Source organism: Mesorhizobium monacense (genome assembly GCF_056781675.1).
In genome coordinates this window covers 2,285,228-2,300,633 of sequence record NZ_CM165567.1, presented here as the reverse complement: position 1 = coordinate 2,300,633, position 15,406 = coordinate 2,285,228, and the positions used below count along the sequence as shown (strand labels likewise).

Annotated in this window: 14 protein-coding genes; 2 read left to right on the top strand and 12 right to left on the bottom strand. The window is 63.8% G+C overall.

The genetic code is table 11. The features are described 5' to 3' along the window. Window positions 1-97: 97 nt before the first annotated feature. From ntrX to dusB, 5 genes are all read right to left on the bottom strand, one after another. Window positions 98-1,459 carry a nitrogen assimilation response regulator NtrX gene (gene ntrX / locus AC1RUK_RS11020; RefSeq protein ID WP_481840238.1) on the bottom strand — a complete coding sequence of 454 codons (1,362 nt, stop codon included), beginning with the start codon at window positions 1,457-1,459 and terminating at the stop codon, window positions 98-100. After that, the gene (locus tag AC1RUK_RS11015; RefSeq protein WP_481835617.1) at window positions 1,449-3,782 is read right to left on the bottom strand and encodes a sensor histidine kinase NtrY-like; all 2,334 of its coding nucleotides are present in this window, start codon (window positions 3,780-3,782) and stop codon (window positions 1,449-1,451) included. The genes ntrX and AC1RUK_RS11015 overlap by 11 nt, the downstream gene beginning before the upstream one ends. Window positions 3,783-3,985: 203 nt before the next feature. Next, the gene (ntrC, locus tag AC1RUK_RS11010; protein WP_192181160.1) at window positions 3,986-5,446 is read right to left on the bottom strand and encodes a nitrogen regulation protein NR(I); all 1,461 of its coding nucleotides are present in this window, start codon (window positions 5,444-5,446) and stop codon (window positions 3,986-3,988) included. Then, the gene (locus tag AC1RUK_RS11005; RefSeq protein ID WP_481835618.1) at window positions 5,443-6,585 is read right to left on the bottom strand and encodes a two-component system sensor histidine kinase NtrB; all 1,143 of its coding nucleotides are present in this window, start codon (window positions 6,583-6,585) and stop codon (window positions 5,443-5,445) included. Before AC1RUK_RS11005 ends, ntrC begins: the two co-directional genes overlap by 4 nt. After that, window positions 6,582-7,604, bottom strand: a complete 1,023-nt coding sequence (gene dusB / locus AC1RUK_RS11000) for a tRNA dihydrouridine synthase DusB (RefSeq protein ID WP_481835619.1) — start codon at window positions 7,602-7,604, stop codon at window positions 6,582-6,584. Before dusB ends, AC1RUK_RS11005 begins: the two co-directional genes overlap by 4 nt. A 244-nt stretch (window positions 7,605-7,848) precedes the next feature. On the opposite strand from dusB, the gene AC1RUK_RS10995 reads away from it, so the two are divergent. Both AC1RUK_RS10995 and AC1RUK_RS10990 read left to right on the top strand, forming a co-directional pair. Next, window positions 7,849-9,078: a bifunctional 2-C-methyl-D-erythritol 4-phosphate cytidylyltransferase/2-C-methyl-D-erythritol 2,4-cyclodiphosphate synthase gene (locus tag AC1RUK_RS10995; RefSeq protein WP_481835620.1), complete on the top strand. Its 1,230-nt coding sequence runs from the start codon at window positions 7,849-7,851 to the stop codon at window positions 9,076-9,078. Beyond that, a complete protein-coding gene (locus AC1RUK_RS10990; protein ID WP_481835621.1) occupies window positions 9,075-9,578 on the top strand; it encodes a CinA family protein in 504 nt (167 codons plus the stop codon). Before AC1RUK_RS10995 ends, AC1RUK_RS10990 begins: the two co-directional genes overlap by 4 nt. Here AC1RUK_RS10990 and AC1RUK_RS10985 read toward each other — a convergent pair. The 7 genes from AC1RUK_RS10985 to AC1RUK_RS10955 form a co-directional block, all read right to left on the bottom strand. After that, window positions 9,560-10,012, bottom strand: a complete 453-nt coding sequence (locus AC1RUK_RS10985; RefSeq protein ID WP_436175080.1) for a type II toxin-antitoxin system RatA family toxin — start codon at window positions 10,010-10,012, stop codon at window positions 9,560-9,562. The two genes, AC1RUK_RS10990 and AC1RUK_RS10985, sit on opposite strands and share 19 nt — an antisense overlap. Window positions 10,013-10,024: 12 nt before the next feature. Further along, window positions 10,025-10,990, bottom strand: coding sequence for a lipoyl synthase (lipA, locus tag AC1RUK_RS10980; protein ID WP_436175081.1), 966 nt, complete (start codon window positions 10,988-10,990; stop codon window positions 10,025-10,027). Window positions 10,991-11,126: 136 nt separating this feature from the next. After that, complete coding sequence (locus AC1RUK_RS10975) at window positions 11,127-11,384, bottom strand: GlsB/YeaQ/YmgE family stress response membrane protein (protein WP_481835622.1); 258 nt, start codon at window positions 11,382-11,384, stop codon at window positions 11,127-11,129. A 102-nt stretch (window positions 11,385-11,486) separates the two neighbouring features. Further along, window positions 11,487-12,932 carry a dihydrolipoyl dehydrogenase gene (gene lpdA / locus AC1RUK_RS10970; RefSeq protein WP_481835623.1) on the bottom strand — a complete coding sequence of 482 codons (1,446 nt, stop codon included), beginning with the start codon at window positions 12,930-12,932 and terminating at the stop codon, window positions 11,487-11,489. Between the two features lie 20 nt (window positions 12,933-12,952). Next, window positions 12,953-13,591, bottom strand: a complete 639-nt coding sequence (locus AC1RUK_RS10965) for an SGNH/GDSL hydrolase family protein (RefSeq protein ID WP_481835624.1) — start codon at window positions 13,589-13,591, stop codon at window positions 12,953-12,955. Continuing rightward, complete coding sequence (locus AC1RUK_RS10960) at window positions 13,588-14,013, bottom strand: hypothetical protein (protein ID WP_481835625.1); 426 nt, start codon at window positions 14,011-14,013, stop codon at window positions 13,588-13,590. The genes AC1RUK_RS10965 and AC1RUK_RS10960 overlap by 4 nt, the downstream gene beginning before the upstream one ends. A 14-nt stretch (window positions 14,014-14,027) precedes the next feature. Continuing rightward, a complete protein-coding gene (locus tag AC1RUK_RS10955; RefSeq protein ID WP_481835626.1) occupies window positions 14,028-15,392 on the bottom strand; it encodes a pyruvate dehydrogenase complex dihydrolipoamide acetyltransferase in 1,365 nt (454 codons plus the stop codon). Window positions 15,393-15,406: the final 14 nt, after the last annotated feature.

The window sequence follows — 15,406 nt, the reverse complement described above, 5'->3', positions numbered from 1 at the left end:
AACCCTCAAGAAAAGTCCCGACTTTCTTAGGCGATTCCGCCGCAGCCGTAACCGGCAATTGCGTGGGCCAGACCGGCCTCACGCGAGCCCCCCGCGGTCAGACGCCGAGCGACTTCAACTTGCGGTGAAGCGCCGAGCGCTCCATGCCGATGAACTCGGCCGTCTTCGAGATGTTACCTCCGAAACGGTTGATCTGGGCGATCAGATAGTCCTTCTCGAACTGTTCGCGCGCCTCGCGCAACGGCAGCGCCATGATGTGCTGGTCGGACTGGTTCGGCGTGCGCGGCATGACATCGCCGATCTCGGAAGGCAACAGGTCGGCGGTGATCGGCGCATCGACATTGTCGCCGCGTGCCAGGATCATCAGCCGCTCGACATTGTTGCGCAGCTGGCGAACGTTCCCCGGCCAGTTGTGTGCCTGCAGCACCGCCAGCGCGTCGTCGCCGATGCGTCGCGGCTTGATGCCGGCCTGGCGCGCGATCTGCTTCATGAAATTGTCGACCAGATAAGGAATGTCCTCGCGCCGCTCGGCCAGCCCCGGAACCATGACCGGGACCACGGCCAGGCGGTGGTAAAGGTCCTCGCGGAAGCGACCGTCAGCGATCATTGCTTCCAGGTTCTGCGAGGTCGACGAGATGATGCGGACGTCGACCTTGACCCGTTTGGTGCCCCCTACGCGTTCGAACTGCTGCTCGACCAGCACGCGCAGGATCTTGTTTTGCGTCTCGCGCGGCATGTCGGCCACTTCGTCGATGTAGAGGATGCCGCGATGCGCTTCCTCCAGCGCGCCGACCTTGCGCTCGGTGCCGTTCGATTCGGTGCCGAACAGCTCGACCTCCATGCGCTCGGGCGTGATGTTGGCGGCGCTCAGCGTCACGAACGGCGCACCCTTGCGCGTCGACAGCGCATGAATGGCCCGCGCCGCCAGTTCCTTGCCGGAACCGGAAGGGCCGATGATCATGACGCGGCTGTTGGTCGGCGCGACCCGCTCGATCGTCTGGCGCAACTGGCTCATCGCCGACGACATGCCGATCAGGTCGAAGGTCTCGCCGCTGCGCTGCTTGAGGTCCGAGACTTCGCGCCGCAGCTTCGAGGTCTCCAGCGCACGTTCGGCGATGAGAATGAGCCGGTCCGCCTTGAACGGCTTCTCGATGAAGTCATAGGCGCCGCGACGGATGGCCGACACCGCCGTTTCAATGTTGCCATGGCCGGAGATCATCACCACCGGCAGCGTTGGATGCATCGTCTTGATCTCGTCCAGCAATGCCAGACCGTCCAGGCGCGAGCCTTGCAGCCAGATGTCGAGGAAAATCAGCCGCGGCGCTCGATCGGCGATCGCCGCCAGCGCACTGTCGGCATCGAATGCCGTGCGGGTTTCGTGACCTTCGTCGCTCAGGATACCGGCGACGAGTTCGCGGATATCTTCCTCGTCATCGACGATGAGAATGTCAGACGCCATTACCGACCTTTTCAGTTTCTCTTTCGTTTTCCGCCCTGCTCTCGCCGCGCGACGGCGCGGCGGCAGCAGAAGGCGGCAGGATGATGCTGATCATCGCACCGCGCCCGCCGTGGAAGTCCGCCGGCGCATCGTGCAGTTCAAGCCGGCCGCCATGGTCCTCCACGATCTTCTTGACGATAGCGAGGCCGAGCCCGGTCCCCTTCTCGCGTGTCGTCATATAGGGCTCGAGCAGCCTTTGGCGATTCTCGCGCGGCAAACCTCTGCCATTGTCGATGACGTCGATTCTGATGGCGCCATTCTGCCGTCCGGCTTGAATCCGGATTGTGCCGTCCAAACGATCTTTTGCATCAAGTCCGTCAATGGCCTCGGCAGCGTTCTTGATGACGTTGCCGAACGCCTGCGCCATCAGCCGGCTGTCAAAAGTGCCCTTGAGCGGGTCATTGCCGAAAATCCGCTCGAAGGCGATGTCGGAACGGCTGACCTCGACCAGGAACGAGGCCTCGCGCAGCGATTCGCGCAGGTCGATGGCCTTCATTTCGGGTTTCGGCATGCGCGCGAAGGCCGAGAACTCGTCGACCATGCGGCCGATATCCTCGACCTGGCGGATGATGGTGTCGGTGCATTGATCGAAGACCTCGCGATCTTCGGTAATGACCTTGCCGTAGCGGCGCTTGATGCGCTCGGCCGACAGCTGGATCGGCGTCAGCGGGTTCTTGATCTCGTGGGCGATGCGCCGCGCCACGTCGGCCCAGGCCGACGAACGCTGCGCCTGGACGAGGTCGGTGATGTCGTCGACGGTCACGACATAGGATTTCTCCTCCGCCCCGTCGTCGCCCGCCTCGATGGTGATCTGCACGTTGAAGGTCCGCTCCGTGCCGGCGCGGTAGAAGGTCACCTGCTCACGATAGACCGGCTTGCCCGACTTGCGGCCGATCTCGAAGACGCGGCCGACATGCGGCAGCACCGCCGACAGGTTCTGCCCGAGTGCCGCCGTGGCCGAAATGGCCAGCATCGTTTCGGCCGAGCGGTTGACGATGGTGACGATGCCATAGGGGTCGACGCCGATGACGCCGGCGGTGACGCCCGCCAGCACAGCTTCCGAAAAGCGCCGCCGCTCGTCGATCAGGTCCTTGGCGGACAGGATCTCGTTGCGCTGCGATTTCAGCTCCAGCAGCATCTTGTTGAAGGTGTCGCCAAGCGAGGCGACGTCGCCGTCGGAAGGCCTGACCGGCACGGCCACGTCGAGATTGCCGGTCGCGACCTCGTCGGCGGCGCCGATAAGCTGGCGGATCGGCCGCACCAAGCGGTCGGCGACCGCGATGCCGGTCCAGATCGCCGATAGGATGATGATCAGCGTCAGCGACAGATAAGGCAGCGCGAAGGCCACCTGCGAGGTGCGGCGATTGTCTTCCAGGCCGCGATATTCGTCGGTGTTGGATCGGACGATCTGACGTGCCTTGATCACTTCAGGATCGACCAGGCGGATCGTGTAGAGGTAGAGCCCTTCGATTTCGCGCAGCTTGACGATGGCGCCCATGATGTTGCGCGTCTTCGGCTCGATCAGCACCGGCTTGCCATCGGCGGCGCTAGTCACGGCACCTTCCGGCGGCTCCGGCATGGCGAAGTTCGCATCGGTCTTGGCGCTCATGACGAAAGAACCGTCGGGCTTGATCAGCGCCGCATGTGCCAGCGACCGGCCCACCGCTTCCTTGTTCATCAGGTCGAGAAACCCGGTCCGATCGAGGCCGTAGAGCGTGCGCGACGCATCGAGATCATAGGCCATCGACAGCGTCGTGCCCTGAAGATTGCGCGCGTTTTCCTGGACATAGGCGTCCGCAATCGACAGCGACGAATTGACGATCGTCTTGGTGCGGATCTCGAACCAGCGGTCGAGGCCGATATCGAGCGTGATCGAGGCAATGATCGCCACCATGATCGCCGGGATGGCGGCGACCAGCGCAAACATCGCCACGATGCGCACATGCAGCCGCGACGCTGCCTTGCCGTGCCGGCGCGCCATCACGATGCGGTGAACTTCGCGGCTGACCAGCGCGATCAGGAACAGGACGAAGACGGTGTTGAGCGCAATCAGCGCCAGAGTCGTGTTCTCGTTCGGAACGATCGGCGTGGCGCCGACAAGGATGGCGAAGGAAATCGCCGCCGTGATCAGCGCACCGGCGATCGCCACCACGCCAGGCAGCGCCAGCAGCCGGCGCCTGTCTTCGACACCGTGCCTGCTGAAAATCGGTTCGTTCAGTGTAGGGGCCTGAGTCGCCATGTCGCCGTCTAGAGCCAGTGATTGCGTCGGATCTATGCAACGCATTGTGGCGATTGTGCAACAAGTGTGGCCGGGACGGAAATCTTTCCCCGGCTCATTCGCCTAAAGCGCCGGCTCCAGGACCTTTTTGTCCACAGGCACTACAGCGTGCTCTCGAAAAGTGGAATCCGGTCTTCTGGAAACAATCATGCTAAAACAAAGAGATAGAGCCGCTCCCCGGTTCTGATTATGTCGGGATGGGACACGCTCTAAGCCGGCCTCGACGACTTGTAGACGTTGACGCCGAGCTCGCGGATCTTCTTGCGTAGCGTGTTGCGGTTGAGCCCCAGCAGTTCGGCGGCCTTGATCTGATTGCCGCGCGTTGCCGTCATCGAGGCCAGAACCAGCGGATATTCTACTTCGGACAGAATGCGCTGGTAAAGACCGGCCGGCGGCAGGTCGCCGGCAAAGGATGCGAAATAGCGCTGCAGGAAATGCTCCACCGCCTGGCCGATCGAGAGGTCGTCCGGAATGAGATTGCCGCCACCCGGAACGACGGGCCGCTCTCCAGTCTTGAGCTCGGCCTCGATGATCTCGGCGGAGATCTCATCCTGCGAATAGAGCGCGGCCAACCTGCGCACGAGGTTTTCCAGCTCGCGCACATTGCCCGGCCACGGATAGCGCTTCATCAACTCGATGCCGCCGGTCGAGATACGCTTGGTCTGCAGGCCTTCGCTGGCGCCGAGCTTGAAGAAATGCCGTACCAGATCCGGAACGTCTTCGGAGCGCTCGCGCAGCGCCGGCAGCCTCAGTGGCACGACATTCAGGCGATAGAACAAATCCTCGCGGAACAGCCCCTGGTTGATCAGCGTGCGCAGGTCCTTGTTGGTGGCGGCGACGATGCGCACATCGGTCTTGATCGGCGTGCGCCCGCCGACCGTGGTGTATTCGCCTTGCTGCAGCACGCGCAGCAGGCGCGTCTGCGCCTCCATCGGCATGTCGCCGATCTCGTCGAGGAACAGCGTGCCGCCTTCCGCCTGCTCGAAGCGGCCGGTGGAGCGGTTCTGCGCGCCGGTGAAGGCGCCCTTCTCGTGCCCGAACAATTCCGATTCGATCAGGTCGCGCGGGATGGCCGCCATGTTGATGGCCACGAACGGCCCGCCGCGGCGGCGGCCATATTCGTGCAGCGCCCGCGCCACCAGTTCCTTGCCGGTGCCCGACTCGCCTGAGATCATCACCGTCAGATCGGTCTGCATCATGCGCGCCAGCATGCGGTAGATGTCCTGCATGGCCGCCGAACGGCCGACCAGCGGCATCGTCTCCGGTTGCTCGTCGGCACGCGCGTCGATTTTCGGCCGCCTCGGCTCGGCCAGCGCCCGGTTGACGATGCTGAGCAGTTCGGTCAGATCGAACGGCTTCGGCAGATATTCATAGGCCCCGGTTTCGGAGGCCCGGATCGCGGTCATGAAGGTGTTTTGTGCACTCATGACGATGACCGGCAGTTCCGGCCGCGCTTTCTTGATGCGCGGCAACATGTCGAAGGCGTTCTCGTCGGGCATCACCACATCGGTGATCACCAGATCGCCCTCGCCCGCCGCCACCCAGCGCCACAATGTCGAGGCGTTGGAGGTCACGCGCACCTCATGGCCGACGCGCGACAGCGCCTGGTTGAGGACCGTGCGGATGGCCGCATCGTCGTCGGCGACCAGAATATTGCCGCGAACGGTCATTTGCGGTCTCCTTCATTGTCATCGCCGGTGCCGAACGAAGTTTCCTTCCAGGCCGGCATTAGTATGCGGAATGTGGTTGCGCGCGGCGTTGAATCGCATTCGATGATGCCGCCATGCTCGCCGACCAGCTTCGCCACCAGCGCCAGGCCGAGGCCGGAGCCGTTCGGCTTGGTGGTGATGAAGGGATCGAACAGGATCGGCAGGATATCTTCCGAAACACCGGGGCCATTGTCGCGCACGCAGAATTCCAGCGGCAGGGAGACGCGGTCCTGCGTTCCTGGAACCGAAACGCGGATGCCCGGCCGGAACGCGGTCGACAGCACGATCTCGCCCTGCGGGTCGCCGCCGATCGCCTCGGCGGCGTTCTTGACCAGGTTGAGGAACACCTGGATCAGCTGGTCGCGATTGGCGAAAACCGGAGGCAACGATGGATCGTATTCCTCCAAGATCTTGATCCGCTTGGCAAAACCGTTCTTGGCAATTGCCTTCACATGGTCGAGCACGACATGGATGTTGACCGGGTAGCGGTCGATCGGCCGCTCGTCGGAAAACACTTCCATGCGATCGACCAGCGACACGATGCGGTCGGTCTCGTCGGTGATCAGGCGGGTCAGCGCCCGATCCTCGTCGGAGGCGGAGAGTTCGAGCAATTGGGCGGCACCCCGGATACCCGACAGCGGGTTCTTGATCTCATGGGCAAGCATGGCGGCCAGGCCGGTGACCGAGCGCGCCGCGCCGCGATGCGTCATCTGCCGGTCGATCTTGTCGGCCATCGATCGTTCCTGGAACATCACCACGACCGAGCCCGGAAATTCCGGCACCGGCGCGACGTAGAGGTCGACGACCTTTTCGATACCGAGGCGCGGCGACGAGACATCGACGCGATATTCGTTGACCGGCGCCCGACGCTCGCGCACCTGATCGACCAGCGTCAGCAGCGGGCTGCCGAAAGGCACCAGCTTGGACAGCGTGTTGCGGGCAAGCATGGTGGCGCTGGCGCGAAAGAAATCCTCGGCGTCGGCATTGGCGTAGGTAATGAAGCCTTCGCCATCGACCATGATCACCGGGCGGCGAATGGTGTTCAGCACGATCTGGGCGGCATCCACCATGTCCGACCCTTGAGCAGCTATGGCCTTCATGCCGCGCTCCGCAAGGTCACTGGTGCGCCGACGATCGAGAACGCGTCGCGCAGTTCGGCAATGACCCTGGCTGGCTCGAAGGACGTCAAAATGGCCTTGCGCTGGTCGGGACCGACGCCGGGGGCGTGGCGGTCGAGATACCAGCCAAGGTGCTTGCGCGCCTGGCGCAGCCCGCTTTCGCTGCCATAGAGCGACAGCATGTCCTCATAATGGGCGATGATGTAGTCGGCGAGAGCCCACGGGCTTTCCGGAATGCCCGTTGCCTCGCCGCCGGCCGCGGCGATGCTGCCTGCAATCCACGGCGCGCCATAATGCGCGCGGCCGACCATCACCGCGTCGGCGCCGGACTGCTCCAGAATATCCGCCGCCTCGGCGGCCGAACCGACATCGCCATTGGCAACGACCGGGATTGACACCGCCTCCTTGACCCGGGCGATGGCGCGCCAGTCGGCCTTGCCATGGTAGAACTGGCAGCGCGTGCGGCCGTGCACGGTCACCATGCGGACACCCGCCTGCGCGGCGCGGCGTGCAAGCATCGGCGCGTTCAACGCGTCCTCGTCCCAGCCGAGCCGCATCTTGACCGTGACCGGCACCTCGACGGCGCCGACCACCGCCTCGATCAGCGTCAGCGCGTGGTCGAGATCGCGCATCAGCGCCGAACCGGCATAGCCGCCCGTCACCTTCTTGGCCGGGCAGCCCATGTTGATGTCGATGATGTCGGCGCCCTCGCCCGCGGCTATGCGCGCGCCCTCGGCCATATGCACGGCCTCGCGGCCGGCGAGTTGCACCATGTGCACCGGCAGGCCGGAATGGCGGATACGCAGATCGCAGCCGGCCCTGCCCTTGGCCAGTTCCCCGCTCGCCACCATTTCCGAAACGACCAGCCCGGCACCATGCGCATGGGCGCGCTGCCGGAACGGCTCGTCGGTTATCCCGGACATCGGCGCGAGAAAGACGCGATTGCGGATCGTCACGCCGCCGACGTCGAGCGGCACAGTCAATTTGGTCAATTCAGGCATGCACAAAAACCAAGCATGTTCGATTGCTGCACATTCTCTAGCCAGAACGGCGACAATGTGCAACGCGGAATGACGCCACATTAAGGCGCATTTGGGAAAATACCGGTCTTCGGCTTTGGCCGCGACCAAAGCGCCGCGCGTCCTTCAGGACGCGTAAAGGACGCTTTGGAACTTCACAATTGGCGCACGATCTTTTCCGAAAACCGATTACACTTTTCGGGATCGTGCGCTAGGACCAATCCGCATGACTGACGCAAGTGAAAAACAAACCGGGGCGGCAACGGACAAGGTCGGCGTGGTGATCGTCGCCGCCGGTCGGGGCGCGCGCGCGGGACAGGTCGACGGTCCGAAGCAGTATCAAAGCATTGGCGGCCGCGCCGTCATAACACGAACGCTGGACGCGTTCCTGGCCCATCCGAGAGTAGGCCAGATCGTCGTCGCCATCCATGCCGACGACCGCGACCTCTTCCGCAAAGCGGCCGGCGCCAATGCCGACCGGGTCATCGCCATTACGGGTGGCGATTCGCGCCAGGCCTCCGTACGGCTTGGGCTGCTCGCCTTGAGAGACCACGCGCCGGGCCGGGTCCTCATCCATGACGCAGTGCGTCCCTTCGTCGACGGCGGCTTGATCGAACGCACCATCGAGGCCATCGGCGAACGCCAGGGGGCACTGCCGACGCTCCCCGTCGCCGATACGCTGAAGCGCGAGTCGGCCGCCGGCATGATCGAAGAGACCGTTCCGAGGAACGGGCTACATGCCGCCCAGACGCCGCAAGGGTTTCCGTTCTGGCCGATCCTGGCGGCGCATGAAAAGGCGCATCATCTGGGCAAGGCGGATTTCACCGACGATGCCGCGATCGCCGAATGGGCGCATATTCCGGTCAAGATCGTCCCAGGTTCGCCAGACAATGTGAAGCTCACCTGGGCAAGGGACATCGCCATGGCGGACCAACGGCTCTCCGGCGAACGACCGCGCTTTCCGGACATCCGCACCGGCAATGGCTATGACGTCCACGCCTTCGAGCCCGGCGACCATGTCACCCTGTGCGGCGTCGCCATTCCGCACGACAGGAAGCTATCCGGCCACTCCGATGCCGATGTCGGCCTTCATGCCCTGACCGATGCGCTGCTCGCTACCTGCGGCGCTGGCGACATCGGCACGCATTTCCCACCTTCCGATCCGCAATGGAAGGGTGCTGCCTCGCGCATCTTCGTCGAACATGCGGCAAAGCTGGTGCGCGAGCGCGGCGGACGCATCGCCAACGCAGACATCACGCTGATCTGCGAGGCGCCTCGCATCGGCCCGCATCGCGAAGCGATGACGGCAGCCCTTGCTTCGATGCTCGGCATTGCGTCGGAACGAATCTCGGTCAAGGCGACCACCAACGAGAAGCTCGGCTTTGTCGGCCGCGAGGAAGGCATAGCAGCGATCGCCACCGCCAGCGTCGTTTATCCAGGCGACGTTCCGGCATGAACAACGGCGATCTCGCCAACGCCTTGCTCCAGGCCTGCCAGCGCCGCGGCATCATGCTGGCGACGGCCGAGAGCTGCACCGGCGGCATGATCGTCGCCACGCTGACGGACATCGCCGGCTCCTCAGCCGTGGTCGACCGCGGCTTCATCACCTATTCCAACGAGGCCAAGATGGAGATGCTCGGCGTTTCGGCTGCCACGCTCCAGGCGCATGGCGCCGTGTCGCGCGAAACGGCGCTGGAGATGGCAGAAGGTGCGCTGGCCCATTCGCGCGCCGGGCTGACGCTCGCCGTCACCGGCGTTGCCGGCCCAGGCGGCGGGTCGGCGGAAAAGCCTGTCGGCCTCGTCTGGTTCTGCGTTGCCCTGGCCGGCCATCCTGCTGTTGCCGAGCACCGGCTGTTTGCCGACCAAGGCCGTGCCTTCATCCGCAGCGAAACGGTCAGGCACGCGCTGGAACTCGGCTTGCGCGCGCTTGGAGAAGATCAGGCTCTGGCGCCGTAAATCACGTTGGCACGCTTCTCGAACGCCTCGGAAAACATGCGGAAGCCGCGGTCGAACATCGTTCCCATCAGTGCGCCGAGAATGCGGCTCTTGAACTCGTAGTCGATGAAGAAATGGACCTCGCAGCCGCCGTCGGCCGGGTCGAAACGCCAGATATTGCTTAAGTATTTGAACGGGCCGTCGATGTATTTGACGTCGATGGTGTTTTCGTCCGGCTTCAGCAGCACCTGCGTGGTGAAGGTCTCGCGGATCGCCTTGTAGCCGATGCTCATATCGGCGACGAGAATGGTGCGGCCGTCGCGTTCCTTGCGCGAGCGCACGGTCAGCGCCTCACAGAGCGGCAGGAACTGCGGATAGGCCTCGACATCGGCGACCAGCCTGAACATCTCTTCCGGCGTATGCGCGACGCGGCGGGTGGCTTCGAATTTCGGCATGAAGACGGGATGTCAGGCGGTTTTTCTGAGCTGCGCTTCGCGCGCCGCGCGCAGCCTGGCGAAATCGTCGCCGGCATGGTGCGAGGAGCGCGTCAGCGGACTCGACGCCATCAGCAGGAAACCCTTGGTCTTGCCGATCGTCTCGAAGGACTTGAATTCCTCCGGCGTGACGAAGCGGATCACCTGATGGTGCTTTTTCGACGGCTGCAAATACTGGCCGATGGTCATGAAGTCGACATTGGCCGAGCGCAGATCGTCCATCAGTTGCAAGATCTCGTTCCGCTCCTCGCCGAGCCCGACCATGATGCCGGACTTGGTGAAGATCGACGGGTCGAGCTCCTTCACCCGCTGCAACAGCCGGATCGAATGGAAATAGCGCGCGCCGGGCCGCACCGTCAGGTAGTTCGACGGCACCGTCTCGAGGTTGTGGTTGAACACATCGGGCTTGGCCGCCACCACGATTTCCAGCGCGCCGTCCTTGCGCAGGAAGTCGGGCGTCAATATCTCGATCGTCGTCGATGGCGTTGCCGCCCGGATCGCACGGATGACCTCGGCGAAATGCTGGGCACCACCATCGGCGAGATCGTCGCGGTCGACCGAGGTGATGACGACGTGGCTGAGGCCCATCTGCTTGACGGCATGCGCGACGCGCGCCGGCTCGTCGGCATCGAGCGCCGTCGGAATGCCGGTGGCGACATTGCAGAAGGCGCAGGCGCGCGTGCAGATCTCGCCCATGATCATGAAGGTGGCGTGCTTCTTCTCCCAGCACTCGCCGATATTCGGGCAGCCGGCCTCCTCGCACACCGTCACCAGCTTATGCGACTTCACGATCTCGCGCGTCTCGGCATAGCCCTTCGAGACCGGCGCCTTGACGCGGATCCAGTCGGGCTTGCGCAGCACTTCCTGATCCGGCTTGTGCGCCTTTTCGGGGTGCCGCAGCCGCGGCGCATTGGCGATCGTGTCGAGAACAGTGACCATCTCAAACCCGGTTCATTGGCGAGCCCCTGTCCGGCGCTCGCGTTCCAACGTCATCTAAGGCTTTTCGGCGCAAAGAAAAAGGTCATGCCGGCGCATGACGGCAGGGCCTTTTTCGCATAGCGGCATTCGGCCGGATCTAGCGGCGTACCAACCGTCCTGCAAAGATCAGCAGGCAGGCACCGATGAAGCCGGTGATCAGATAGGCGAACCAGCCGACGCCGAAGGGCTCGATGCTGAGGGCTCTGAGGATTGCGTTCAGCACCACCGCGCCGACGATGCCCATAATGATGTTCATGAAGATGCCGGTGTTGCTCTTCATCACTATCTCGGCCAGCCAGCCCGCCAGACCTCCGATGATGATGGCTGCAATCCAGCCCACGCCATTCACGTCCATATGCCCACTCCTCGTATGATGGGGGAAAATGCATCCGCAAACGAACTGCCTTGCCGTCGCGTTCCTCCGAGCTTTGCGCGTGAGTCCCGCACGGCCAATTTATCATGCGTTGAGCGCCCGGCCATAGGCGTCGAGCACGCTCTCCTTCATCATCTCCGACAGCGTCGGATGCGGGAAGATGGTGTGCATCAGTTCTTCCTCGGTGGTCTCGAGGTTCATCGCCACGACAAAACCCTGGATCAGTTCGGTGACTTCGGCGCCGACCATATGCGCGCCGAGCAGCTGGCCGGTCTTCTTGTCGAAGATGGTCTTGATGAAGCCCTGATCCTCGCCGAGCGCGATCGCCTTGCCGTTGGCGCCGAACTGGAAGCGGCCGACGCGGATGTCCTTGCCTTCGGCCTTGGCCTTCGCTTCGGTCAGGCCGACGGAGGCGACCTGCGGGTTGCAGTAAGTGCAGCCCGGAATCTTCAGCTTGTCGGTAGCGTGCACGCCGGGGAAATTGGCGATCTTCTCGATGCACACCACACCTTCATGCTCAGCCTTGTGGGCAAGCATCGGCGGTCCGGCGACGTCGCCGATGGCGTAGATGCCAGGCACGTTGGTTTTGCCATAGCCGTCGACGACGACGCAGCCGCGGTCCGTCTTCACGCCGAGCGTTTCGAGACCGAGATTCTCGATATTGCCTTGCACGCCGACGGCCGAGATCATGCGGTCGGCGGTGATCTTCTCGACCTTGCCATCCTTCATCTCGACATGCGCGGTGACCGAATTGGCTGACTTCTCGACCTTGGTTACCTTGGCTTCGAGAACGATCTTCATGCCCTGCTTTTCGAACTGCTTCTGCGCGAATTTCGAGACCTCTGCGTCCTCGACCGGCATCACCGCCGGCAACAGCTCGACCACCGTCACCTCGGCGCCCATGGTGCGGTAGAAGGAGGCGAACTCGATGCCGATGGCGCCCGAGCCCATCACCAGCAGCGACTTCGGCATTTCCTTCGGCACCATCGCCTCGAAATAGGTCCAGATCAGCTTCCCGTCCGGTTCGATGCCGGGCAGCGCCCTTGGCCGCGCGCCCGTCGCCAGGATGATGTGCTTGGCGGTGTAGGTGCCCTCGCCCTTGACGCCTTTCGGCGCCGGCGGCTGCGGCTCCATCGGCTTCTTGGCCGTCTTCGAGACGACGATCTCGCCCGGCTTCGACAGCTTGGCTTCGCCCCAGATGACGTCGACCTTGTTCTTCTTCATCAGGAAGGCGACGCCGCCATTGAGGCGCAACGAGACCTTGCGCGAACGGTCGACGACGGCGGCAGTGTCGGCGCTGACCTTGCCGTCGAGCTTCAGGCCGTAATCCTTCAGATGATCCGAATAGTGCATGATCTCGGCCGAGCGCAGCAGTGCCTTGGTTGGGATGCAGCCCCAGTTGAGGCAGATGCCGCCAAGATGCTCGCGCTCGACGATCGCCGTCTTGAAGCCGAGCTGCGCGGACCGCACCGCCGTGACATAGCCGCCGGGGCCGGAGCCGATAATGATGACGTCGTAGGATTCAGCCACGGGTTTTTCTCCCTGATGTTCTAGAGTTCCAGCATCACGCGCACCAGCGGTGCCAGCGCTTTGCCGATGTTTCGCGTGTTTTCGGCGTCGAGATGGACGCCGTCGAGCGGCGTGGTTGCGGCCACCGTGCCGGCATCGAAGAAGCCGCAGCCGGCCTCGTCGGCAAGCGCGGAATATTGCGGCGCCAGCCGTTTTGACGCTTCGTCACCGCCGGCGAACATTTCCTTGAACTCGGCATTGTCGGTGCGGCTGACCGCGGGCGGCGCGATGAGCAGGATCTGCGGCGCCGGCCAGTCGAACGGATAGTCGTGGCCGCGCACGATGTCGATCAGGCGCTGCATGCCCTGCTTGGCCGCCACCGGATTGCCGTGGATCCACGGCTTCATGTCGTTGGCGCCAAGCATGATGATGATCAGGTCGAGCGGCGCATGCGTCATCAGGACCGTCGGCAACAGCCTTGCGCCGTTGCGATCGGCGCCGGCCAGGTGGTCATCGAAGGCCGTGGTGCGGCCGTTCAGGCCGTCAGCGATGACCTCGATGGTCCCGCCCAGTGTCGCGCGCAGCACGCTTGGCCAGCGGTCTTCCAGCGCATGGCGGCCGAGGCTTGCGGCGTCATAGCCCCACGTCAGCGAATCGCCAAAGCAGAGAATTGTCTTCATGCGTCTGTCCCACCCCTGCCGAACCCTGCCACCGCGCCTTTGAGGCGCCAGCGCACGAACAGCCATTGCACGATGATCGCCACGACGCCGGGCAGGATCAGCCCGGCAACGATCGAAAGATCGCTTGCGGTCGCACGGTTCTCGGCCGGCACGGAAAACGTCCAGCCGGCGAGCGCCAGCAGCGTTAGTGCGAAAACCGCAAGCAGCCACCACAACATCCGGTCGACCGCCCGAACCGGCTCGGCGCGGAACTGGACCAGAAAGAAGATGACCGTCACGACGATGACGATCAGAGCCGTCGCCACGAAGACCAGTATGTACTCTTCCGTCGCGCCGGTGAGGACGGCCAGTTGCTGCACCACCAATCCGCCAGCCAGACCGGAAAGGATGAAGGCGAAAAGGCTGGTGAAGAATGTCCGCACCGCCTTTTCCTTTCCTAGACCAGCATGCCCATCGGGTTTTCGATCATGCGCCTGAAGGCGCCGAGCAGTTCGGCGCCGAGCGCGCCGTCGACGGCCCGGTGATCGGTCGACAATGTCACCGACATGACGGTGGCGATCTTGATCTCGCCGTTCTTGACCACCGCCCGTTCCTCGCCAGCGCCGACCGCCAGGATCGTCGCATGCGGCGGGTTGATGACGGCGGCAAAGTCCTTGACGCCGAACATGCCCAAATTGGACACCGCCGTGGTGCCGCCCTGATACTCTTCCGGCTTCAGTTTGCGGCTGCGGGCGCGGCTGGCGAGGTCCTTCATCTCGTTGGAGATGGTGGACAGCGTCTTTTCCTCGGCGCGGCGGATGATCGGCGTGATTAGGCCGCCGGGGATCGACACCGCGACGCCGACATCGGCGTGCTTGTGCTTGACCATGGCGCTGTCGGTCCACGACGCATTGGCATCCGGCACCGCCTTCAGCGCCATGGCCATCGCCTTGATCACCATATCGTTGACCGAGAGCTTGTACGCAGGTGCCTCGCCTTTCTCGGTCTTCTTCACCGGTGCCGCGGCATTGAGCTGCGTGCGCAGCGCCAAGAGCGCATCGAGCTCGCAGTCGAGCGTCAGGTAGAAATGCGGGATGGTGCTCTTGGCCTCGACCAGCCGCCGCGCAATGGTCTTGCGCATATTGTCGTGCGGGACGAGGTCGTAAGACCCTTCGGCGAACAGTTTTAGCACCTGATCATCCGACATCGCCTTGGGCGCAGCAGGGGCAGTTGCAGGCGCGCCGGCGGGAGCCGCCTTCGCGGCCGGAGCTGCCCTGGCGCCACCGCCGGCAATCGCCGCCTCGACATCGGCCTTGACGACACGGCCATGCGGGCCGGTGCCCGTCACCGCCGAGACATCGACGCCGGCGTCCTTGGCAATGCGCCGAGCAAGCGGCGAAGCGAAGGTGCGCTCGCCAGCCGCGTGGCCATTGGCAACCGGCGCCGCTTCTGCCTTGGGCGCCGGCGCTGCAGCGGGTTCCGACTTCGGCGCTTCTGCCTTGGCTGCCTCAGCCTTGGGTGTCTCGGCCTTTGCCGGCGCGGTAGCGCCGCCGCTCTTGGCAGCTGCTCCCGCATCCTCGCCTTCGGCCGCAAGCACGGCGATCAACGCGTTGACCTTGACGCCCTCGGTGCCGGCCGGAACGACTAGCTTGGCAACCGTGCCTTCATCGACGGCCTCGACCTCCATAGTCGCCTTGTCGGTCTCGATCTCGGCGATCACGTCGCCCGGCGAAACCTTGTCGCCTTCTTTCACGAGCCACTTGGAAAGATTGCCCTCTTCCATCGTGGGCGAGAGCGCCGGCATGGTGATGTTGATTGGCATTTTTTCCTCCCGCC

Bases quoted from the DNA above. Each gene is read 5' to 3' on its own strand.
- ntrX (WP_481840238.1), bottom strand. From the start codon at position 1,459: ATGGCGTCTGACATTCTCATCGTCGATGACGAGGAAGATATCCGCGAA.
- AC1RUK_RS11015 (WP_481835617.1), bottom strand. From the start codon at position 3,782: ATGCGTTGCATAGATCCGACGCAATCACTGGCTCTAGACGGCGACATG.
- ntrC (WP_192181160.1), bottom strand. From the start codon at position 5,446: ATGACCGTTCGCGGCAATATTCTGGTCGCCGACGACGATGCGGCCATC.
- AC1RUK_RS11005 (WP_481835618.1), bottom strand. From the start codon at position 6,585: ATGAAGGCCATAGCTGCTCAAGGGTCGGACATGGTGGATGCCGCCCAG.
- dusB (WP_481835619.1), bottom strand. From the start codon at position 7,604: ATGCCTGAATTGACCAAATTGACTGTGCCGCTCGACGTCGGCGGCGTG.
- AC1RUK_RS10995 (WP_481835620.1), top strand. From the start codon at position 7,849: ATGACTGACGCAAGTGAAAAACAAACCGGGGCGGCAACGGACAAGGTC.
- AC1RUK_RS10990 (WP_481835621.1), top strand. From the start codon at position 9,075: ATGAACAACGGCGATCTCGCCAACGCCTTGCTCCAGGCCTGCCAGCGC.
- AC1RUK_RS10985 (WP_436175080.1), bottom strand. From the start codon at position 10,012: ATGCCGAAATTCGAAGCCACCCGCCGCGTCGCGCATACGCCGGAAGAG.
- lipA (WP_436175081.1), bottom strand. From the start codon at position 10,990: ATGGTCACTGTTCTCGACACGATCGCCAATGCGCCGCGGCTGCGGCAC.
- AC1RUK_RS10975 (WP_481835622.1), bottom strand. From the start codon at position 11,384: ATGGACGTGAATGGCGTGGGCTGGATTGCAGCCATCATCATCGGAGGT.
- AC1RUK_RS10965 (WP_481835624.1), bottom strand. From the start codon at position 13,591: ATGAAGACAATTCTCTGCTTTGGCGATTCGCTGACGTGGGGCTATGAC.
- AC1RUK_RS10955 (WP_481835626.1), bottom strand. From the start codon at position 15,392: ATGCCAATCAACATCACCATGCCGGCGCTCTCGCCCACGATGGAAGAG.